Source organism: Acinetobacter sp. YH12156 (assembly GCF_013418235.1).
Lineage (GTDB): Bacteria > Pseudomonadota > Gammaproteobacteria > Pseudomonadales > Moraxellaceae > Acinetobacter > Acinetobacter pseudolwoffii.
The window spans coordinates 66,461-88,016 of record NZ_VPCL01000002.1 but is presented as its reverse complement, the minus strand read 5'-3'; the positions used below and the strand labels follow the sequence as shown (position 1 = coordinate 88,016).

The window sequence follows — 21,556 nt, the reverse complement described above, 5'->3', positions numbered from 1 at the left end:
CACTACTACCATTACGTGTTTGTTAGATTTATGGCTTTAAATGCCTCTATTTTTTAAAGCCGATCATTATGGCTTTACTGTTACCTTATTCTCAACGCCCGTGTCATCAATGGTTACAATAAAATGTCCATTTACAATTTTAGGCGGAATTGAATTTTTCCACTGTATCGACAATCCATTGCGATAACGCAGGTCGATGGCCGAAATTTTAGACCAGACCGGCTTTAAGTCGCTTTGAGACAGATGGCTCAAGCGCTGTAATTTGCTCATGGTCTGATCTTTATCAACAATTATTCTTAAACCCGAATCAAACTGCATAAACCAGGTCATTCGCTCGGTGAGATAGAGTTCTTTTAGACGAATGCCGTGTGGCAAAAATAACTGATTAATTTCATTATAACGACGCATCATGGTTTCTGCATGGCTCGCTGGCCCATGTAGTAACGGTAATGCCTCATAATTCTTGGGTGTGACTTCGGTGAAAATGACACCACTGTCACTCAATAAACGTCCTGTGCCCCAACGTGCAATCGCATGATGTGGCATGATCCGTACCCGAATGCCATTTGGCCAGGCTCGGGAAACCACCACCCGATCCACCCAGGACAGCTCCAAGGTACGATCTCGGATCGCTTCCAGATCCGAAGTAAAATAGTTTTCGGTCACAACCGGTGACACATATTGCATGACCTGACGCTGTTCAGCAGCCGAGCGGGTACCTAACACGCCCAGCTCTGCCACTTCGGTATTGGTCATGACTTTATATAAGCCCAATATTCCAAAGGCCAGCACCAGCACTGCAATACACAACAATAACCAGCCACCAAAATTGGACAGCTTTTCTTTGCGTGTCGGCGGCTTGTCGTGAATTGAGGTAATCGCAGCACGTTTACGGCGCATGGAAACAGGAAGTTGAGCCATATTTAGTGTGCCGACCCGGTCAGGGTCTGTTCCAGAATCGCAACACACAGGTCATCAAAACTATAACCGACTGCAGCTGCCGCTTTTGGCACCAAAGAATGACTGGTCATGCCCGGTACGGTATTCACTTCCAGCAGCCAGAAGTTGCCCTGTTCATCCTGCATGGCATCAATCCGGCCCCAACCGCTGGCACCGACTGCCTGAAATGCACGCAGACTCAGGGCTTTTAACTGTTGCTCTTCAGCTTCGGTCAAACCACATGGAATGCCATATTGCACATCATTACGGTTATATTTGGCTTCATAATCATAGAAAGCAACATCTTGAGGTGGTTCAAGACGAATCACAGGCAGCGCCTGACCATTTAAAACCACAATGGTGAATTCACGGCCGGTAATCCATTGTTCTGCCATCACCACGGCATCATGTTCAGTTGCCTTGGCAATTGCTTCTGCAAAGTCTTCAATTTTTTCAACCTTGCTCATGCCGATACTGGAACCTTCATGTACCGGTTTGATAATCAAAGGCAGGCCTAAAGAATTGACGATATCAGCTGCATCGGAATCTTTGGTAACAATACGATAAGGCGCTGTCGGCAATTCCGAACCCTGCCAGACCTGCTTGGTCTTGACCTTGTCCATGCCGATTGCAGAGCCTTGTACCCCCGTACCGGTATAGGGCACATTTAGCCATTCCAGTACACCCTGAATCTGACCGTCTTCACCACCACGACCATGCAATACAATGAAAGCACGGTCATAATTTACCAGTTCTGTGACACTACGTTGCTGCGGGTCAAAAGCTTCCGCATTGACCCCTGAACGCACTAATGCCTCAAGTACCGCCGTACCACTGTCTAGAGAAACCTCACGCTCTGCAGATTTACCACCAAGCAACACGGCAACTTTTCCGAATTTTGAAGCATTTGACACGTTTATATCCTTAAACTTTTTTCAATCTGGTCAATTCAATTCAGTCATGCAAGATGACTATTTTATATATAAGTGATTTTGCGCAAGTTCGACTGAGATTGCTCCAACATTACCTGCGCCTTGGGTTAATAACAAGTCATTTGCTTGCAATACTTTTCTCATGATCTGATTCAGATTACCGTCCACCGCATCGACCAGAATTGGCTCAACTTCGCCACGTAAACGAATGCTGCGGGCTAAAGTACGGCTGTCCGCCCCTACAATCGGTTTTTCACCGGCAGGATAAACATCCAATAACAATAACTGGTCTACAGTAGAAAGTACTTCCACAAAATCATCAAAACAGTCACGGGTACGGCTATAACGGTGTGGCTGGAACATCATCACCAGGCGACGATCCGGATGACTCTGACGCGCGGCTTTAATGGTGGCTTCGACTTCTTTTGGATGATGACCATAGTCATCCACCAGTTTCACGTCACCACCCTCAATCGCAAACTCACCCTGAACTTCAAAGCGGCGACCCACACCACTGAAACCTTCCAGTGCACGGCAGATTGAAGCATCAGACACGCCTTCATCGGTTGCTATACCAATCGCGGCCAAGGCATTCAGCACATTATGCAAGCCTGGCTGGTTGACCGTTACACGCAATGGCTCACGCTCTTTACGCAATACGGTAAAGTGGGTTTGCATACCATCCTGATCAACATCTACTGCGCGGATGTCATTGTCTTCATTGAAACCATAAGTCAGTAACGGACGTGCAATCCGCGGCATGATTTCACGGATATTGGCATCATCACCACAGACTACGGCCAAGCCGTAAAATGGCAGTTTTTGCAGGAACTGGATAAAGGTATCTTTTAGGACATCGAAGCTACCGCCATAGGTATCCATATGATCGGCATCAATATTGGTCACCACGGCAGCCATCGGTTCCAGGTGCAGGAAAGAAGCATCTGACTCATCGGCTTCGGCCACGATATAACGGCTGGCGCCCAAGGCTGCGTTCATACCGGTACGGTTCAGCAAACCACCGATCACATAGGTTGGATCCATGTTTTCTTCTGCCAGCATACAGGTGATCAGACTGGTGGTTGTGGTTTTGCCATGCGTGCCGGCAACCGCAATACCATGACGGTAACGCATCAGCTCACCCAGCATTTCTGCACGGCGAACCACAGGAATACGACTTTCAATCGCGGTTTTAATTTCCGGGTTTTCCTTGTCAATCGCAGTAGACACCACGATCACATTGGCCCCTTTAATATTATTTGCAGTGTGCCCGATATAAACCTTGATCCCATTTTCTTCCAGCTGCGCCGTGGTATTGGATGCCTTGATATCTGAACCGGAAACTTTATAGCCCTGATTTTTCAATACTTCGGCAATACCACACATGCCTGCACCGCCAATGCCCACAAAATGAATGTGTTTGATACGGCGCATTTCCGGCACTTTAATTAATTTTTTCGCTTGTTCAGCGGGGGTTACTGGAGACATAGTTTACTCGAATGATAATTCTTGAATTAAACGGACCACATGTTGAGTCGCATCGGGTTGAGCCTGTCGACGTGCTTTTACCGCCATTTCCATTAATAGCTGGCGATTCAGCATCGGCTCTAATAAGGTTTTTAAACTTTCCGGGGTCATGCTGGCCTGTGGGCAGATTTTTGCCGCATTAATCTTGGCCAGAAAACCGGCATTGGCAGTCTGGTGATCATCCACCGCACTTGGAAGCGGTACAAAAATCGCAGCCACACCTGCCGTCGCAATTTCGGTCACCGTCAATGCGCCAGCACGACAGATCACCACATCGGCATCACTATAGGCTTTGGCCATATCTTCAATAAAAGGCTGGACTTCGACGTGCAGATTTGCCGGAGCATTGGCATAACGTGCACGCGTCGCCTCAGCATGGTTTTGACCACACTGATGATAGACATTTAAAGGCACATTGAACTGTTTTAAGGCTTCAGGCACCCGTTCATTTAAGGCCTGCGCCCCCAAAGATCCGCCCACGATTAAAATGCGTAAGGGTAATCCTGCTTTTTCACGCTCCTGATAACGCCAGGACGGATTTAAAATGTCACTAATTTCTTGGCGCACCGGATTGCCCGTGGTCACGATTTTATCCTGTGCGGGAAAGGTGTCCGGAAACGCCTGACACACCGTCTTGGCAACACGCGACAATTGGCTATTGGTAAAACCGGCCACCGCATTCTGCTCATGAACCAGCACCGGAATGCCTAGAATACGCGCAGCCAGACCACCCGGCCCTGCCACATAACCACCAAAGCCGGCTACGGCATCGACTTTTAGCTGCTTCATGTATTTCATGGCACTAAAAGTCGCTTTCATGATTTTAAAAGGGGCCAAGGCCTTACGTACAAAACCATTACCACGCACACCCTGAATATCAATTTGATAAATAGGAATATTCTGATTTTTTAATAAACGATTTTCCATGCCTGCAGGCGTAGCCAGCCAAGACACTTCAATCCCTTGTTGTTGTAAGTTTTTTGCAACGGCTAACGCTGGAAACACATGTCCACCCGTACCTGCGGCCATCATCATGACATGTTTAGGCTGTTTTTGCTGAGCGTCGGTCACGGTCTAATTCTTCAATTTAAAAAATGGAACAGGAAATCTGATTTAAGTGGTCAATTGTAATCACAATTGTAGGGCCTTGAAAGTTTATTTACTTTATTTCAACAAGGCATTAATTGTTTTTTTCATACGATTTTAAAGTTTAAACTAGTTTTGTTATCAGGCAGGCATTTTTCCTTAGACTTAAGTGACATATAAACACAATTTTAACCCTCTTTCATTTAATCTTTCCCTCACTGTATTTGTTAGATCTATTTGTTTTTCGGGATTTTCTCAGCAATTTCTATTCATTCACCAGTTTAATTGCTCTATTAACTTATGCCTAAATCATATAAATCTTAATAAAATTTTATGTTATCCATATCGCTATATACTTTTTTAGCTGTATTAGCACATTGATTGAATGGATTAAATCATTATAAATGTCAAAAATATCAATTCGTGACCTATGGATTATTTTGGCCGGCTATTTGGCGGCTATTCATGTCGGGAAACTTTCTGCGGTTCTTCCCATTTTACAACAGGATTTAGGTCTCAGCTTTACGCAAGCCGGTTTTTCCCTATCTCTGGTTCAAGGCGCGGGGATGCTGTTTGCCTTGTGTATTGGTGCATTGTCAGAAAAAGTCGGTTTAAAACGCTGTCTGATCTTGGCATTGATCATTTTAGGCCTCAGCAGTATGGCAGGCCTCTGGATTCAGCATGTCGCGGCGTTGTATTTCTTCCGTTTTACTGAAGGGATCGGATTTTTAACTATCTCCTTATGTGCCCCTGCCATTCTCAAACGTATCAGCCGAGCTGAAACACTCAATTTTAAAATGGGACTCTGGAGTTCCTATATGGGGGTTGGTGTCAGTCTTGCTGTCTTTACCATTCCCATGTTGCTTGAATACCTGAGCTGGCAAAGCATTTGGGCCATTTTAGGGAGTCTCTGTCTGCTCATTGCAGTGATGATTAAACGGTATTTATATCTTGAAGCGGTCACACCGGTACAGCCGAATCACCCGCAAGCCGGCACAGAAAATACCTCCTTCTGGCAAATTATTAAAGTGACCCTGACTCACCCACCGATTTTGTGTTTGGCCATTATTTTTGCCTGTTATACCAGTCAGTGGATAACCGTGACTGGATTCTTGCCTACCCTGTATGTCGAACATGGGATTGATTTAAAAGTCGCAGGGGCTCTGGTCTCGATGGTGGTGCTTGCTAATTTAGGCGGTACCTTTGGCGCAGGTATGTTGCTGCAAGGTGGCTGGAAACCCAAAACCCTGTTAAGCACAGGATTTATCGCCATGCTGTGCAGCAGCTTGCTGACTTTTGCGGCAAGCTCTTGGCTGTCATTTGAATTACAGTTTGTGAGTGCCGTACTGTTTTCACTCATTGGCGGGATGATTCCGACCACGATCTTTGCGATTACCCTGCGCTATGCACCGCGTGCCAATGCCGCAGCCGCCAGTGTCGGTCTGGTTTTACAGGTTTCAGCCTGTGCGCAATTCTTTGTACCTCCTCTGAGTGCGGCACTGGTATCCACGACACAACAATGGGCCCATATCGCGACAGTCACAGCCTGTCTTTCTATCTTAGGAATATTGATGACGCTGCTTTTATTTAAGCGTTATGCTCAATAAAAAAGAGCCTCAGATGAGTAATGCCAGTCAGTTAAGAAATTGACTAGAATTTTCTTTTTTAAATTCATGATCATATTTGACAAGTAGAAAAGTCATCCGCAACTGTTTGAGGCAGGACTAGATTTAAAAATGATTGTTTCTGCGACAAATTTACTAGTCGATGGAGGCTGACGAGTTTTGCGGTGAGGAGTGTTGCTCCGCAAGATGCCTTCCTTGCGAAGCTTCGCTTCTCATTTGGGCGAAACCAAAGTAACAAATAATTTACAAGAATTTGATTTATAACATTAATACTCCGCATTGAATGACTAAAAAATTAAAGAGTCTATTTCTAAACTCCTTAACTGATCAGCATTACCTCAGATGAGGCTCTTTTTCTGTCTGGTTTAAACCTGCTGCGAACGGCCTGCCTCTAATACAGCAAACAGATCATCGGCAATTGAGGTTCCAAACTGGTCATCAATTTCACGAATACAGGTTGGGCTGGTTACATTAATTTCAGTGACATAATTACCAATCACATCCAGTCCTACAAAAACCAGACCTTTTTCTCTAAGATAAGGGCCTACTTTTGCCGCAATGGCGCGGTCATTTTCAGTCAGTGGACGTGCTTCTCCCAGACCGCCTGCCGCCAGATTGCCGCGCACTTCACCATTTTGTGGAATACGGGCCAAGCAATATGGTACTGGCTCGCCATTAATCATCAGGATACGTTTATCGCCTTCGACAATTTCAGGAATATAACGCTGTGCCATAATCGGCTGGGTACCGTTATTGGTCAGCATTTCAATGGTTGAACCAATATTGATGCCATCCTGATACAGGCGGAAAATTCCAGTACCCCCCATGCCATCCAGCGGTTTCACAATCACATCGACCTGTTCTTTGAGAAACTCACGAATCAGGCTTTGCTGCGAAGTCACCAGTGTCGGAACTTGCAGATGCGGGAACTGGGTCGCAAACAGTTTTTCATTACAGTCACGCAGGCTTTGTGGCTTGTTAACAATCCATGCACCTTCGCGTTCTGCCTGCTCCAGAATATAAGTGGTGTAGACAAAATTCATATCAAAAGGTGGATCTTTACGCATCAACACCACATCATAAGCAGCGATGGATTCTTTCTTTTTTTCACCGAGTTCATAATAGTGATCATAGTCTTCAAACACCTGTAGCGGCACTATCAAACCAAAAGCTTTGCCCTGCTCAATATATAAATCTTGTTGTAATGCATAACCAAGCTCATGCCCACGGCGTGCTGCTGCCCAAAGCATGGCCATGGTCGAGTCTTTCTTCAGGTTTACATTTTCGATGGGATCCATCACAACAAGTACGCGCATGTGTCTCTGCTCTTTTTCAAAAAATGACTTAGCAAGGAGTATAGCTTGTGTGGATTCTTTTGTTTATGGTGATTTTGCATGACTTGTTCTGTATAGATTTTTAGATAAGTACTGAGGCAGATTGAGCTCAAAAGGAGGTTTGCCATGCAACAGGCAATTATCGGTTTTCATTTGGATGAAGAACAGCATTGGGTTGCAGAGCTGGCCTGCGGACATGGCCAGCATGTACGGCATACCCCGCCGTGGCAAAATCGGCCCTGGGTGATGACCGAGCAAGGTCGCAAAGAAAAGCTTGGCATGCTGCTGGACTGTAAAAAATGTGAAAAGTGCGAAACTGAAACCTGAACCTATAAAAGTGTGATGTAGCTGACTAAAAATAATCTCGCACAGGATTTGCTAATTGCAGTCACTGCGTTTATGCTTTTATTGCTCAAACATGCAGCGTTTTTTTCAGGGTGGACTTTGCTCACACGGCTCGTCAAACAGATCTGGTTGGTGATGCTTATGGTTTTTGCCATAGGCTGGAGCAGTGTGTCTGTTGCTTCTGCAACAACCATGCATTTGGTCATGTCGTCTGAACAGATGAGCAGCCATTGTCTGGACATGGTAAAAGCCTCCACCTCTCATGCTATGCATGAATCTGCGCATAACTCAGATCAAGACCTGACACAGGCTGACTGTTTTCCGGATATGCCACAGCACTCACAAGACTGTCTGGATTGCAGTACGATGGCCTGTCAAAGCCAGATGAGCGGCTTGCAAATTTCGGCCCCTGAACTGACAGTATTCGACCATCATTCTCTAGAAAGAACCCTCCTCCCAACTTATCATGCCAAACACCTTGCCGGTTATTGGCAGGAAATCCTGCGCCCACCCAAAACTTAATCCTGAATATTCAATTTTTTATTAATTAAGGATTAAGTGATGTTAATTAAAATTCCCCAATGCCTATGTCTGGGCATTTGCCTGATGTCATCGTCTGCAGTTTTTGCAGCTGTTAAAGAATATCATCTGGTTATTGATGAAAGTCCGCTCAATCTCACCGGAAAGACGGTCAAACGGATTACCGTAAACGGAAAATTCCCTGCCCCCTTGCTGGAATTCGAAGAAGGTGATGATGCGGTGATTCATGTGCAAAATAACCTGAAGAATCAAGATACCTCGCTGCACTGGCATGGCCTGCTCCTGCCCGGCCTAATGGATGGTGTCCCTGGATTTAATGGTTTTCAGGGTATCAAACCGAAGCAGTCTTTTACTTATCGTTTCAAGGTTCGTCAAAACGGTACCTATTGGTATCATGCGCATTCCAAAGGCCAGGAACAGGACGGCTTATATGGTGCCTTGGTGATTTATCCTAAAGCACAAACACCGATGCCTGAGCATGAAAAAACCGAGCGGGATTATGTGGTGATGCTGTCGGATTTTCATGAACAGGACAGCCAGCAGATTCAGAATAATTTAAAAAAATCGGCTGAATATTATCAGAATCAGCGTGAAACCGTGGGCGATGTACTCCAGCAGGTAAAACGTGACGGTCTCAAGGCCACCTGGTCAGATCGCAAAATGTGGAACCAGATGCGCATGTTGAAAACCGACCTGTCTGATGTCAGCGGTTATACCTTTTTAATCAATGGCAAAACCCCGCAACAGAACTGGAGCGGCCAATTTAAACCGAATGAAAAGGTTCGTCTGCGATTCATTAATGCCTCGGCCATGTCGTTTTTCGATGTACGTATTCCCCAGCTTAAAATGACCGTGGTTAGCGCCGATGGACAAGCTGTACAGCCGGTCACTGTAGATGAATTCCGTATCGGAACTGCTGAAACGTATGATGTGATTGTGGAACCAACTGCACCTCATTACCAGATTGAAGCCGAATCGATCGACCGTTCAGGCTTTGCCATTGGCAGCTTGCACAATGAGGCTGATCCAGCGACACATCCGATTCAATTACCGACGCCACGTCCACGTGCCTTATTGACCATGGAAGATATGGGACATGGCGAACCGCATGACATGTCTCATACCGCACACAGCAGTCAGACCACGAAATCTGCAACAGATACGCCTAAACATGATGAGCATGCCCAGCACGACATGCACGCAGGTCACAGTGCTATACCCAAGACAAATCCGTCTCATCCACCGGTTGAGGGTTGGGTCAATATGTCTACACCTGCAGGGCATAAAGCATTGCAATATCAAGACCTCAAAGCCCTGACGCCACAAACCGATACCCGAGCCGCAGAACGTGAACTGGTGATTCGTCTGGGTGGAACCATGGAACGTTATATCTGGACCATCAATGGTAAAAAATTCAGTGATGCCGAACCATTGCAGGTGCAATATGGCGAACGGATCCGTTTGAAATTTATCAATGACAGCATGATGGCGCATCCGATGCATTTACATGGCATGTTTATGCAGTTGGAAAATGGTCAATCTGCTGCACAGATGCCAAATAAACACACCGTGATTGTGCCACCTGGAAAAACGCTCACAACCTTATTAACGGCAGATGAACTGGGAGAATGGGCGATTCACTGCCATCTGCTCTATCACATGAGTGCCGGCATGATGAATAAGCTGATTGTGGCACATGTGAATGACGATCAAGCTTCTCATGCTTCGCCGCAACAAATGCCGTCAAAGCCAGCAGTGGATCAAGGAGAAAGCCATGCACATCACTAAGCTCTTTTTAAAATCGGTATTAAGCAGTGCACTGCTCGTGGCGAGTTTCAGTATATTGGCAGCGGATCATCAGGATCATCAGGATCATCAGGATCATCAGGATCATCAGGATCATCAGGATCATCAGGATCATCAGGATCATCATCCTAGCAAAACCGCAGTACATCATAGCGCTCCTATTGCAGTGCCGGATCTACGCTCACATACCCAACAAGCTCGATCTTTATCTGATCAAGAATCTGTAGGGCACGAAAAACCTGTTGGCGCTACTGCGGAGCATGACCATCGGAAAGAACATGGTGCACAGATTTATAGCCAAGTCATTCTGGACCAGAAATGGCAAATCAATTCAGCTGGAAATGGCGCTTTTAAATCAGAGAATGAAGCCAGAATTGGTACTGATGAAAACAAGGTTTTTCTCAAGCTGCAGGCAGATAAATCTGAATCGAGTCAGGCTGACTATGCGGCCGAAATCCTGTATAGCCGTAATATTTCCGATTTCTGGGATGTACAAACCGGTTTGCGCTACCGTCAGGAAAATATAAGCCAGCATACAGCTTCCCTACAAAATGAACGTTTCGATGCAGTGCTTGGACTGCATGGCCTGGCCCCTTATTTTTTTGAAACCGATGCCTATCTCTATGTCGGTGAAGATGATTTTGTCGGATTCAAACTGGAAACAGAACGTGACCTGTTGCTGACTCAGAAACTGATTATGCAGCCCTTTATTGAACTGGATATCATTTTCAATGATCAAGCTGCGAGTGCGAAAAAATCTGGTCTGAGTCATGCGACATTAGGACTAGAAACCCGTTATGAGATCAGTAAAAAAGTCATGCCTTATCTGCAGGTTGGCTATGAATATAGCAAAGGAAACAAACAGACTGCCTGGCAGCAGGCATCCGGCTCTGACCAGGGCTGGATCTATGCTTTAGGACTTAAAATGATGTTTTAAGGACGGATTATCATTTTTAAGATAAAAGGTAAGACCACGACGAAGTATGAAAAATCCATTCATACTTCGTCGGCTGTTATTAAATTGACTCAAGAGAAGGAGGCTGTGTATTGTCCAGAGAAAGCATTGCTACTGCCTGCTCTCTGTTTCTATTCCTCACTCTGTTTATCATTACTTTTGGCAATCAAGGTGCCTAACATAATCATAAAGGTGATTACCCCACCAATCACCAGACTCATCAGCCCAATTTCAAGCATAAAGTCAAGATTCCCGACTTCCCGGTGACCCCAAAGGAAATGCAGACTCTTTCCAAAGATAAAGTTGATGGCATAGATAATCAAAAAACTCATTATGGTCGAAATCAGTAAAGTGACGATCAGGTTTTTCCAGATTTTACAGCCGACCAGCAGGATAATAATCGTTAGGCCTACAACTGCAATAATGGAGATTAATAAAACACAATTCCAGTAATCCATGAGACTCACTCTTATTCTGGTTTTAAATTAAAATTAAGAAATTCTTATAGTTAATTTTTCCATGTGTTTTTAATATAGGGGCCTTTGAATAGCTGAACAATGACCAGAACTATCTTAAACAAGCCAGCTACAAATTTACCCAATGTTATAAAATACATTCACTTAGAAAAATCTTTCCGCGTACTGGTTCAGTTTTATTAACATAAAGTAACGTAAGTAAAATGTATGTTTGTTGTTTTGCTTGAGTAAATCTTTATACAGTCAGTCATACTAAAAAAATTGACCAGCACATATTTAAAAAAGAAAGATCCACCCATATTTATAAGAAAAATAAATAATAAATATAAAAAACTTGAATATTTGCTGATTTAGGTTATACTGTACTCAACTAGAAAAAAGTGTTGTTTAGTTAAACTTCTTTAAGTACCGCAGTGTTATTTTATAATCCTCAGTTTTTTCAGATCTTTATTTCAATTCTTGTTGTTTTTCAAAGTTATCCATAGTCATTTCAATGGCTAAAATTATTAAAAATTTGATAGGTTATATTATGTCTACTACAGTTACCGGTACAGTGAAATGGTTTAACGAAACTAAAGGTTTTGGTTTTATTCAACAAGAATCAGGTCCTGACGTTTTTGCTCATTTTAAAGAAATTAGCAGTTCTGGCTTCAAAACATTGTTTGAAGGCCAACGCGTTTCTTTCAGCGTAGTTGAAGGTCAAAAAGGCCCGAACGCGATCAATATCGTTGCGCTATAATTTAGCCCAGCAATAAAAAAAGCACCTTAAGGTGCTTTTTTTGGCTCTAAAGATTAACAATCTTCAAAAGCGATCGGTTGGTGATGCTTTTTAAACCTATTCCAGTCATTTAAACCAGTAAATCATCTTATTTATTCTCCCCGCGTCTAAGCCTGCTACATCTGGGCCTGCATGAATCGCTAAAAATGAAAAACCCCCAGCATCCTGCCGGGGGATTTTCGTGTTGGTTCGCTGGGTATGATTCCTGTCTTACCTTACTTTCCTTGTATTTATCTCTTGTTATTCTTTTATGGAACATCCTGTTCCTGATGAATTCATCATAGGCAATGCAGCACAGCGCGTATAGACGCAAACGGCTTGAACTCACGTAAGCAAATGCGTACAGAATCACTGAATATTATTGTCAATTTCCAGTATTTTAAACTGTATTCATCTACATCAAGATTGAAAGTCTTTAATATTAAAAATCTTTGAATTACAGAACTTTGACTTAGTTTTTTAAGTATTCACCCTGTATTTGAATGCTTAATTTCTACATCAATTGAACTTTAAAACAAAAAAGGAAGCTGTAGCTTCCTTTACGATAAGGATCACCGCTTAGATCCCGTATTTAACTCGATAATCTTCCATTTTAGCTAAAGCTTCTTGATCGCCCTTGGTTTCCAGATAGTCCATCAAATCTTTCATGGTAATCAAGGCATGTACAGGAATCTCGAGCTCTTGCTGCACTTCCTGAATGGCAGATAAATCGCCCTGACCTTTTTCCTGACGGTCAAGTGCAACCAAAACACCTGCGATTTGTGCACCGGCATTTTTCAAGATTGTCACGACTTCACGAATCGCTGTTCCTGCCGTGATCACGTCATCAATGATCCAGACTTTTTTACCTGCTACAGAAGCACCCACCAGTACGCCACCCTCGCCATGATCTTTGGCTTCTTTGCGGTTAAAACCCCAAGGCACACTCACCCCATGATTTTGTGATAGCGCCACAGCGGTCGCTGCCACAAAAGGAATACCTTTATATGCAGGACCAAAAACCACTTCCACATGGTCACATACCGTTAATTTTGCTGCATAGCCAGAAGCCAGCAATGTCAAGGCTTCACCATCATTCAGCAGACCCGCATTAAAAAAATAGGGACTCACACGTCCCGATTTTAAAGTAAACTCACCAAATTTAAGCACACCGCGTGATAATGCGAGTTCGATAAAAGCTTGCGGGTTAAACTGAGCTGGCGTTGGCATGAGGTGCTCCTAAATCCATTAATTAAGGTAAGACTTGCGCATGATACCAAAGAGTAGCTATCCAGGTGATCAAAAAATTCTTCGTGTCGTTTCAATTAATGTCAACGGTTTACGCTCATCGGTGAGCAAAGGCCTATTGGAATGGATGGAACAGTCGGATGCCGATGTGATCTGTATGCAGGAAAGCCGGATCACCCATGTGCAGTGGACCGATAAATTTAAACCGGAAGGCTGGTATACTCATCTATTCCCTGCCGAACGTCCAGGTTATGCCGGTACCGCGATTTATAGCCGCCTGCCCTTCGTCTCTTTAACCGATGGTCTGGGCTTTGAACTGGCAGATTCGCAAGGCCGTTTTATTGCAGCCGAATTTGATTTAGGTTTGGAGCAAACGGCCCATATCTGTTCATTGTATCTACCTTCCGGCTCATCAGGCGATGAAGCACAAGCGCGTAAAGATCACTTTCTGGAAGAATATGCCAAAATCCTGAAACAATGGCGCGATGAAAATAAATCGGTGATTGTCTGCGGTGATTACAACATCGTGCATAAACGGATTGATATTAAAAACTGGTCCGGCAACCAGAAATCTTCCGGCTGTTTACCACATGAGCGCGCCTGGCTAGATCATATCTATGATGAACTCGGTTATGTCGATACGTTCCGCGAAGTACGCAAAGAAGCTGAACTGTATTCCTGGTGGTCAAACCGCGGACAAGCCCGAGCCAAGAACGTCGGTTGGCGGATTGATTATCAGGCCTGCTCACCAGACTGGAAAGAGCGTACCGTCAATGCCTGGGTGTATAAGGAACAATGGTTTAGCGATCATGCCCCAGTGATCATCGACTACAAACTATAAAAGATACCTATCAATTGAGTGCACACCTGTTCACTCAATTAAGGCTTATTGCTTACATGACATGACGTATTTTTTGGGTTTATCTCGATGTCATAACAGAGCATTATAGCCTCACGGCACAGGGACATGTCAGGATGACAATATAAGGACAGGACGCCGTAGGAAGAAAATAAAACAAACTAGAACATTTAGCTTGTTTTTCATGGATGTGACAATGGACGTTGAATTGAGACCCGCATGATCAGGATGATTAAATGCGGGTTTTCTATTTCCACTGCCTAAAATTATTATTTTTTTTATTGTTGTTTTTCTTGCTGGTCATTTTAAAGCGCATTGATGTCATTTTGATGACGATTCTGCCTCCCTATTTTAAATTGTTTTCTAATCATTCTATTTTGCATGGTCGACTGCTGCGAATTTGGTTAAGCTAGGCCATGATTTAAGATGTGTTAGATGGCGAATATGTTAAAAATTTACGGGATTAAAAACTGCAATTCGATGAAAAAAGCTTTTGACCTACTGACTGAGCTGGGGTTGAGCTATGAATTTCATGACTATAAGAAACAGGGCATCGATGCTGATACCATTAAAGTCTGGCTGAATGCGCTGGGTCAGGATGTGGTATTAAATAAAAAAGGAACCACATGGCGCAAACTGACTGAAGAACAGCAGCAAACGGCGCTGTCCAGTGAAGATGCTTTAATTGCCGCATTAAGCACTCATACCAGTTTAATTAAACGTCCGATCTTGGCCACGCCCACAGGTTTTATTGCCGGTTTTGATGACGCGGCTTATCGCACCCTAAGTAATTAATTATTATCCTAAATAATTCATACAAAAAAGCCTGACAGCAGTCAGGCTTTTATCTTTCTATCGAACTGGATTAGTTTGCACGAACCCAAGTCTGGTTACGGCCTAATGCTGCCACACCAATAAAGCCACGAAGCTCAAGTTTCTTGCCACCATCTGCCAGTTGGCCTTTCAGTTTGTAAGTTTTACCAGATTGCGGATCCAGAATTGAACCACTGTCATAGCTGGTACCACCTGAATTCTTAAGACCTTTCACAATGGTCAAGCCTTTGAGTGACTTGTTCTTGTACGGACCTTCACACTTGGTACAGGCATTTTCTTCACCTGGTGTTAACACAGATTGAATACTTGCTGACAACGTACCGTTCTTTTGTTCAGTAAATTTAACCATGGCCTTAGGCTGCTTGGTTTTATCATCAATGGTTTTCCAAACCGTGCCATTTAAAGGATCTGCGGCATTTGCCAGTACAGATAAGCCTAGTAGTCCTAACATAAGCGCTATTTTTTTCATTTTTCTTCATTTCCTTAGTCTGAAAATAGACCTCTGTAGTATTAAAAAGTCACAACAATTTTTCAATTTTTAGCTGTGACTATTTAGTGTAACCTTGTAAATATGGTTGGTAAATAATCTACATGATCAATAAAAGCACAAAAAGATGGAAGGAAAATGAAGATAAGCCCGTTAACAAAACAATTAATTACAGAAAGCATCTTAAAGACAGTCATTCGTGCCCCGAGCAGATTCAATCTTCCACCGAGTTCAATGCGCATTGCACTGGAGCAGATGTGCAAACTCTTTCCACAAGACAAAACCGTACAGATTCGTTCGCTACGTTTGGCGGGTCTGCGCGCAGAGGAAATTAAGCCGCAGCAAGAGTCGACTCAGCTGATTTTTCATATTCATGGCGGGGCATTTTATTTAGGCTCTTTAAATACCCATCGTGCCTTTATGACTCAAATTGCGGCTCGAACCCAGATGCAGGTACTGCATGTAGATTATCCGCTGTCACCGGAATCTGCCTATCCAGAGGCCTTGGAAGCCTTGTTTGATGTGTATAACTTATTGCTCGATCAAGGCGTTCAGGCCAAAGATATCATCCTGTCCGGTGATTCTTGTGGGGCCAATCTGGCGCTGGCCTTGGCGCTCAAATTACAAAAAGAAAACCTCCCACAAGTGAGTGGTTTGATTCTGTTGTCTCCTTTGCTGGATTTGACCCTGACCAGTGAATCGTTGCGCTATAACCAGAAACATGATGCCCTGCTGTCTCCGGAAACAGTTGAAACTGGCATTGAATATTATGTCCCGCGTGCCATCGATCGGGGTGATCCGGAAGTTTCGCCCTTTTTCGCCGATTTAAGCGGCTTGCCCCCAACTCATATTCAGGTCGGTTCCAAGGAAATTCTACTGGATGATGCCAGTCGTTTTAAGGAAAAAGCCGAACAGGCGGGTGTCGATGTGGAATTTAAACTGTATACCGGCATGTGGCATAACTTTCAGATGTTCAGTGCCTGGTTTGAGGAAGCCCAACAGGCGCTGAGCGATCTGGCAGCCTTCGCGCACCGTCTGGATCGAGATTAATCACTGTTTACCCATATAAAAAAGGCCAGCATAGGCTGACCTTTTGAGTTGTTTTTGGATATTTAGATGGCTTGAACCTGCTGCAATGCCGTCTCTAAGGCTTGTGCCTTGATCGTTTCGCCCATGTTCACGCCTTCCGCACGAATCACTTCAATATCGGTTACGCCGGTAAAGTTAAACACGGTTTTCAAAAAAGCTTCCTGAAAATCGGCAGGACTTTGCTCCCCATAAACTCCGCCACGGCTGCTGGCAATATATACTTTTTTATTGCCAGCCAGACCGACAGGGCCCTGTTCGGTATATTTAAACGTACGTCCCGCCACACAGATCCGGTCAATCCAGGCTTTTAAGGTCGATGGCAAACCGAAGTTATACATGGCCGCGCCAATCACCACGATATCTGCCTGTAAATACTGCTGCAGGATGTCTTCGCCTAATGCAGTCTGTTCTGCATTCTGACCCATTAAAATTTCAGCCGTGAGATGTGGAATCGGCTGTGCAGCAAGATCGAGATATTCAAGCTCGATGGCCTGAGCATGTTTTTGTTGTAACTGACTCACCAACGCCTGAGTCAGCTGACGCGAAATAGAGGCATCGCCTAAAATACTGGAATCAATCTGTAAAACTTTCATGGCTTCGCTCTCATCTATGGGGCTATCTAACTAATGCAGCCATTTTAAGGCTTAGGTTGCATGAAATAATTAGCACAGATAAAACACATCATTCTGAATTTAGAACAAAACCAGCTTTAATATTAGAAATTCCTATTTTGCAGACGCCTTAAATATTGTGGTTTATCAAGCGTTAAAACTTATGTTATCTTATGTAAATAAAGCTATAAATAGTCAATAAATCTTAAAAAGTTGCCATAATAATTTAAGTCAGACCGACAACATGAAGCGAATATCGCCTGTATTACAAAAAATAATCAAACACAGAATCACGAAATATCTGGTCGAAGATGAAGTCGTGATGAACTGGAGTATTCTCAAAAAGTGCATCCTGATGCTGGCTTTGGGCTGCGGCGTACATCTGACCTGGCTCGGTTGGGATATCTTTGTTTTATTCAATCCAGAGTATTGGCAATATGTTCAGTTAGAACGGGTTCATACCCAAGTTATCCTGAACAGCAGCTTTTTAGCGATTTTATTGGCACTGATTTATCCCTGTTATAAATTTCAGAGCAATCCTCTGGTGGAACGTTATCTGCCCTACATGGCAGTGGGTACTTTTGTGATTTCGCTGTGCCGTGATGCCTATGTCGTGGGGGTGATCAGCCCTGTGGCCACGACCTCCTATGTCTGTTTAATTATGGTGGGACTGGTGCTGTTCCATCGCACACTGGTCTATAGCATGCTGATTCCAGCATCCATTTTCCTAGGCGGATGTGCCTATTTAAGTTTCAGCCATCAATTGCCTTATTCACCGCTATTTAATCTCGATGGCGAGCTTTTCTATAATGGTTTCTGGCTGTTATCGATGCTGTATTTCATTTTGCCAATTCTGGCCGTCTGCATGGTGTTATTCGAGATTCTGCTCAGTCAGTGGCGGCATCGCGAGCAGCTGATCAAACAGCTGAGCCAGATCGATCCGCTCACCAACCTGTTTAACCGGCGCAGTATCAATCAATGTCTGGATCAGCTCAATGCTACGGCTGTACCCCATTACGCCCTGGTTCTCTTAGATCTGGATCACTTTAAGAAAATTAATGATCTGTATGGTCATCATAAGGGCGATGAAACCTTGGTTGAAGTCAGTGCTGTATTAAGCCAACAGTTACGCGAAAGTGATGTAGTGGGCCGCTTTGGCGGTGAAGAGTTCATTTTGGTGCTGAAAAATACCAGTCTGGAAAAAGCCAAACAAGTAGCAGAACGCTGCCGCAGCGCGATTCAGCAATTACAGATGATGAGTGATGAAGGTGAGCCGATTCCGGTGACTGCCAGTTTCGGAATTGCTATTTCCAAAGCCGAGTTACGCCCACAACAGCTACTCAGTCAGGCCGATCAGGCGCTTTATCAGGCCAAAGCCGGTGGACGTAATCGGGTCAAAGCCTATGCTGAACCGGTGACTGCACAGATGCAGGTTTCTTAAACGGGTTCAGCTTTTTCGATGATTATGAAGATTATGGAGTTGAGCTTTGAGCCAGACGTTGCAGCTGGGCCAGCAATTCTGCTTCGCTAAAAGCACCGGTCAAACGTAAACCGCGAATTTCCTGTTGCTGCTCATTCAGAAATAAATAGGTTGGTGGTCCCAGAATTTCCCATTGATTTAACAGCATTTGATGCGAGGCATTGTATTGGCTTAAATCCAGCTTGATCAGGAAATAAGGTGCCAGAGCCTGCTGTACCTGTGCAGATTTTAAAATACGATGTTCAATCGGCTGACAAGCGACACACCAGTCGGCATAGACATCAATCACGATCTTTTGCCCTTGCGGTGCTATATTCAAAATCTGCTGAAATTCTGCTGCGCTGCGTGCCACATGCCACTGGGCTTCTGTACTGGACTGCTCAACAAAAAACCGCTGACTATGCTGATATTGACTATAGCTGATATAAGGCAGCGCTATCACCAGACACAGGATATACAACCACCTCAGACTGGTACGATGCCAGAAAATCCGGAACAGTACATAGGTCACAAAGACCATGCCCAAGCCTAAGGATAACCACTGTAAAGTCGCTTCTGAAATCAGTGGGCGAATAAAATACAGTGCCAGCGCCAGCATGATAAAGGCAAAGAGCACTTTGATCTGATTCATCCAGTGCCCGGCTTTAGGTAGTACCCGTGCACCCAAAATACTGGCCAACAGTAAAGGTGTGCCCATGCCAAAACCGAGGGTAAATAGCAGCAAGGCACCTTGCCACTGGCTTTGGGTCTGGGAAATAAACAAGAGTGCACCCGCCAACGGTGCGGTCATGCATGGCCCGACCAGCAGCGCCGAGATCATGCCCATGACTCCAGCACTGACCAAACTACCACCCTGCTGCATGGCCTGAGCCCGATCCAGACGCTGAACCAGACGTTGTGGCAGTTTGATTTCAAACAGTCCAAACAGATTCAGGGCAAACAGGACAAACAACACACTAAACGCAATCAGGGTACCGGGTTGCTGCAACCAACGCTGGAAATTCAGGCCGGCCGAAGACGCAATTAAACCCAGCACCGCATAGACCGCGGCCATACTGCTGACAAAAGTCAGGGCGATCATCCAGGCTTTGACACCTTTGCTGTCCCGTACAATCAGCGAGGTCAGGATCGGCAGCATCGGCAAGGAACATGGGGTAAAAGCCAGCAAGATTCCTAAGCCAAAGAACAGTAACAGTCCATAACCCAAAGAGCGTTCAAGCAATTGAGCTGACCATTTTTGGTCTTGTGCCGCACCGACTGCGGGTTGCCCGCTAGAGGTTGCAGAAAATGCATCCGCTGTAGATTCTGAGGAAGCCGCTGTATTAAACAGGGTATTGTGTTGTAGTGATGACCCGTTTAGATCAAGTAAGCGCTTGCTTCCTGGGCCGGCAGCTTCAAATTGCACCAGACCTGACAGATCTGTCTTGAACTGAATACTTTGCGGCGGATAACAGATTCGGTCTTTGGCACAGCCCTGCCAGCTCACCTGATAGGACTGGTTGGCCTGCGTCGGAATCTGAAACTTTAACTGCTGATAATACACCTGGGTATGCCCATAGTTGTCATCATACAGATCTTTAGCAGGCGGTAATTCAAGCAATACAGGCTGATTGCCCTGCCGCACTTCTATTTTATGCTGATACAGATAATAGTTGTCCGGAATCTGCCAGCTCAGTTCAGCCTGCTGTTGACTGGTTGAGATCACACTCACAGGAAAAGCCTGATCGGCAGACAACAATGCAGTTTCCGCCTGAGCAGGACTGCTGAACAAGGTGCTTCCCAAAATAACCGGGGCAAGCATTTTCCCCCAGGTCGGGAACTGCGAGTATTTCATCATCTGTGAGTTGAATAACTTAGAACAGCACAGAGAAACCTAGGCCTGAGAAGTAACTTCGATCTGCACCATCCAGATCCACACCGACATTCGCATCTAATTGGACACGATCATTTAAGGCATACATGACCCCAGTGCCAAGCGCGTATTCATTGTCGATGCTTTCAGCTTTACGGTAAATCAGTTCCGAATAGCCTGACCAGCGATCGGTGATCTGGTAGCCGATCGATGGAATCGCAGCTATGGCCCAATTGCTGTCCTGCCATTCATAACGCATAGTCAATGCGGTACTGACCAAGTCATTATATTGGTACGATACGACAGAACCCAGGCTGTAAATATCTTCTTCATTACTGAAACCGGCATTGCCTGTCGCAATAACTGCTTCGGCCAGCAAGGCCAGACTCAGTTTGTCATCATCCAGATCAATGGCTTTTTTCAGACCAATACTGACATCGCCCAGACCATCATTTTCATTCGTCTGACCATTGGATTTGACTTGTGACCAGACAGGGCCTTCCCAGCCCAGACGCAACTCCAGACCATCACTAAGTCCGGTACGTAACAACATATCTGCACTGAGTGTGGTCGCGGTCTGATCGCCTGACTTGCTATAACGCGCTGTAGGCAAGCCTTGCTCCCAAGCGACATTTCCGACTGGAGTAATTCCAGTACTGAGACCTTCACCTGGTCGATCAAATTCAAAATCTGCTGCGAAAAGTGATGCACTGCAACCAGTCAGTGCAATTAAACCCAAAGTTTTTAATATTGTCATCTTGGTGCTCTTTATTA

21 protein-coding genes are annotated in these 21,556 nt (G+C 44.7%); 10 read left to right on the top strand and 11 right to left on the bottom strand.

Annotation, left to right across the window (positions count from 1 at the left end):
* Nucleotides 1-66 precede the first annotated feature (66 nt).
* From FTU87_RS03400 to murG, 4 genes are read right to left on the bottom strand one after another with little or no spacing between them, the layout of a single operon-like run.
* Nucleotides 67-921: a cell division protein FtsQ/DivIB gene (locus FTU87_RS03400; protein ID WP_180001017.1), complete on the bottom strand. Its 855-nt coding sequence runs from the start codon at nt 919-921 to the stop codon at nt 67-69.
* Between the two features lie 2 nt (nt 922-923).
* Nucleotides 924-1,853: a D-alanine--D-alanine ligase gene (locus FTU87_RS03395; protein ID WP_005173261.1), complete on the bottom strand. Its 930-nt coding sequence runs from the start codon at nt 1,851-1,853 to the stop codon at nt 924-926.
* Nucleotides 1,854-1,910: 57 nt separating this feature from the next.
* Nucleotides 1,911-3,359, bottom strand: a complete 1,449-nt coding sequence (murC, locus tag FTU87_RS03390; RefSeq protein ID WP_180001018.1) for a UDP-N-acetylmuramate--L-alanine ligase — start codon at nt 3,357-3,359, stop codon at nt 1,911-1,913.
* A 3-nt stretch (nt 3,360-3,362) separates the two neighbouring features.
* Entirely contained in the window at nt 3,363-4,469 is a 1,107-nt protein-coding gene (gene murG / locus FTU87_RS03385) for an undecaprenyldiphospho-muramoylpentapeptide beta-N-acetylglucosaminyltransferase (RefSeq protein ID WP_100356984.1), read from the bottom strand.
* Between the two features lie 419 nt (nt 4,470-4,888).
* On the opposite strand from murG, the gene FTU87_RS03380 reads away from it, so the two are divergent.
* The gene (locus FTU87_RS03380; RefSeq protein ID WP_180001019.1) at nt 4,889-6,091 is read left to right on the top strand and encodes a CynX/NimT family MFS transporter; all 1,203 of its coding nucleotides are present in this window, start codon (nt 4,889-4,891) and stop codon (nt 6,089-6,091) included.
* A gap of 383 nt (nt 6,092-6,474) precedes the next feature.
* On the opposite strand, the gene gshB is transcribed toward FTU87_RS03380, so the two are convergent.
* The gene (gene gshB / locus FTU87_RS03375) at nt 6,475-7,425 is read right to left on the bottom strand and encodes a glutathione synthase (RefSeq protein ID WP_180001020.1); all 951 of its coding nucleotides are present in this window, start codon (nt 7,423-7,425) and stop codon (nt 6,475-6,477) included.
* A gap of 144 nt (nt 7,426-7,569) precedes the next feature.
* On the opposite strand from gshB, the gene FTU87_RS03370 reads away from it, so the two are divergent.
* The 4 genes from FTU87_RS03370 (at nt 7,570) to FTU87_RS03355 (ending at nt 11,071) form a co-directional block, all read left to right on the top strand.
* Nucleotides 7,570-7,770 carry a DUF3565 domain-containing protein gene (locus FTU87_RS03370; protein ID WP_004281307.1) on the top strand — a complete coding sequence of 67 codons (201 nt, stop codon included), beginning with the start codon at nt 7,570-7,572 and terminating at the stop codon, nt 7,768-7,770.
* A gap of 159 nt (nt 7,771-7,929) precedes the next feature.
* Nucleotides 7,930-8,310, top strand: a complete 381-nt coding sequence (locus FTU87_RS03365) for a hypothetical protein (RefSeq protein WP_227523614.1) — start codon at nt 7,930-7,932, stop codon at nt 8,308-8,310.
* A 39-nt stretch (nt 8,311-8,349) separates the two neighbouring features.
* The gene (locus FTU87_RS03360) at nt 8,350-10,116 is read left to right on the top strand and encodes a copper resistance system multicopper oxidase (protein WP_180096676.1); all 1,767 of its coding nucleotides are present in this window, start codon (nt 8,350-8,352) and stop codon (nt 10,114-10,116) included.
* Nucleotides 10,103-11,071, top strand: coding sequence for a copper resistance protein B (locus tag FTU87_RS03355; protein WP_180001021.1), 969 nt, complete (start codon nt 10,103-10,105; stop codon nt 11,069-11,071). The genes FTU87_RS03360 and FTU87_RS03355 overlap by 14 nt, the downstream gene beginning before the upstream one ends.
* A gap of 149 nt (nt 11,072-11,220) precedes the next feature.
* Here the strand turns inward: FTU87_RS03355 and FTU87_RS03350 are convergent, their stop codons facing one another.
* Nucleotides 11,221-11,547, bottom strand: a complete 327-nt coding sequence (locus tag FTU87_RS03350) for a hypothetical protein (protein ID WP_005095001.1) — start codon at nt 11,545-11,547, stop codon at nt 11,221-11,223.
* 547 nt (nt 11,548-12,094) lie between these two features.
* Here FTU87_RS03350 and FTU87_RS03345 point away from each other — a divergent pair.
* The gene (locus FTU87_RS03345) at nt 12,095-12,304 is read left to right on the top strand and encodes a cold-shock protein (protein WP_005094999.1); all 210 of its coding nucleotides are present in this window, start codon (nt 12,095-12,097) and stop codon (nt 12,302-12,304) included.
* A gap of 597 nt (nt 12,305-12,901) precedes the next feature.
* On the opposite strand, the gene pyrE is transcribed toward FTU87_RS03345, so the two are convergent.
* Complete coding sequence (gene pyrE / locus FTU87_RS03340; RefSeq protein ID WP_180001022.1) at nt 12,902-13,552, bottom strand: orotate phosphoribosyltransferase; 651 nt, start codon at nt 13,550-13,552, stop codon at nt 12,902-12,904.
* A 40-nt stretch (nt 13,553-13,592) separates the two neighbouring features.
* Here pyrE and FTU87_RS03335 point away from each other — a divergent pair, with 40 nt between their 5' ends.
* Together FTU87_RS03335 and FTU87_RS03330 are read left to right on the top strand one after the other, a co-directional pair.
* Nucleotides 13,593-14,411 (top strand): exodeoxyribonuclease III, encoded by an 819-nt coding sequence (locus FTU87_RS03335; protein ID WP_180001023.1) that lies wholly within the window; start codon nt 13,593-13,595, stop codon nt 14,409-14,411.
* A 462-nt stretch (nt 14,412-14,873) separates the two neighbouring features.
* The gene (locus FTU87_RS03330; RefSeq protein ID WP_034609159.1) at nt 14,874-15,224 is read left to right on the top strand and encodes a Spx/MgsR family RNA polymerase-binding regulatory protein; all 351 of its coding nucleotides are present in this window, start codon (nt 14,874-14,876) and stop codon (nt 15,222-15,224) included.
* Nucleotides 15,225-15,294: 70 nt separating this feature from the next.
* Here FTU87_RS03330 and FTU87_RS03325 read toward each other — a convergent pair whose 3' ends face one another.
* Nucleotides 15,295-15,732, bottom strand: coding sequence for a DUF2147 domain-containing protein (locus FTU87_RS03325; protein WP_005173279.1), 438 nt, complete (start codon nt 15,730-15,732; stop codon nt 15,295-15,297).
* Nucleotides 15,733-15,888: 156 nt separating this feature from the next.
* Here FTU87_RS03325 and FTU87_RS03320 point away from each other — a divergent pair, with 156 nt between their 5' ends.
* Nucleotides 15,889-16,800, top strand: a complete 912-nt coding sequence (locus tag FTU87_RS03320; protein ID WP_180001024.1) for an alpha/beta hydrolase — start codon at nt 15,889-15,891, stop codon at nt 16,798-16,800.
* A 62-nt stretch (nt 16,801-16,862) separates the two neighbouring features.
* Here FTU87_RS03320 and FTU87_RS03315 read toward each other — a convergent pair whose 3' ends face one another.
* Entirely contained in the window at nt 16,863-17,432 is a 570-nt protein-coding gene (locus tag FTU87_RS03315) for an FMN-dependent NADH-azoreductase (RefSeq protein ID WP_005094985.1), read from the bottom strand.
* Between the two features lie 262 nt (nt 17,433-17,694).
* On the opposite strand from FTU87_RS03315, the gene FTU87_RS03310 reads away from it, so the two are divergent.
* Entirely contained in the window at nt 17,695-18,891 is a 1,197-nt protein-coding gene (locus FTU87_RS03310) for a GGDEF domain-containing protein (protein ID WP_180001025.1), read from the top strand.
* Nucleotides 18,892-18,922: 31 nt separating this feature from the next.
* On the opposite strand, the gene dsbD is transcribed toward FTU87_RS03310, so the two are convergent.
* Both dsbD and FTU87_RS03300 read right to left on the bottom strand, forming a co-directional pair.
* Nucleotides 18,923-20,764, bottom strand: coding sequence for a protein-disulfide reductase DsbD (gene dsbD / locus FTU87_RS03305; RefSeq protein ID WP_100329564.1), 1,842 nt, complete (start codon nt 20,762-20,764; stop codon nt 18,923-18,925).
* 19 nt (nt 20,765-20,783) lie between these two features.
* A complete protein-coding gene (locus FTU87_RS03300; protein WP_180001026.1) occupies nt 20,784-21,539 on the bottom strand; it encodes a transporter in 756 nt (251 codons plus the stop codon).
* Between the last annotated feature and the right edge of the window lie 17 nt (nt 21,540-21,556).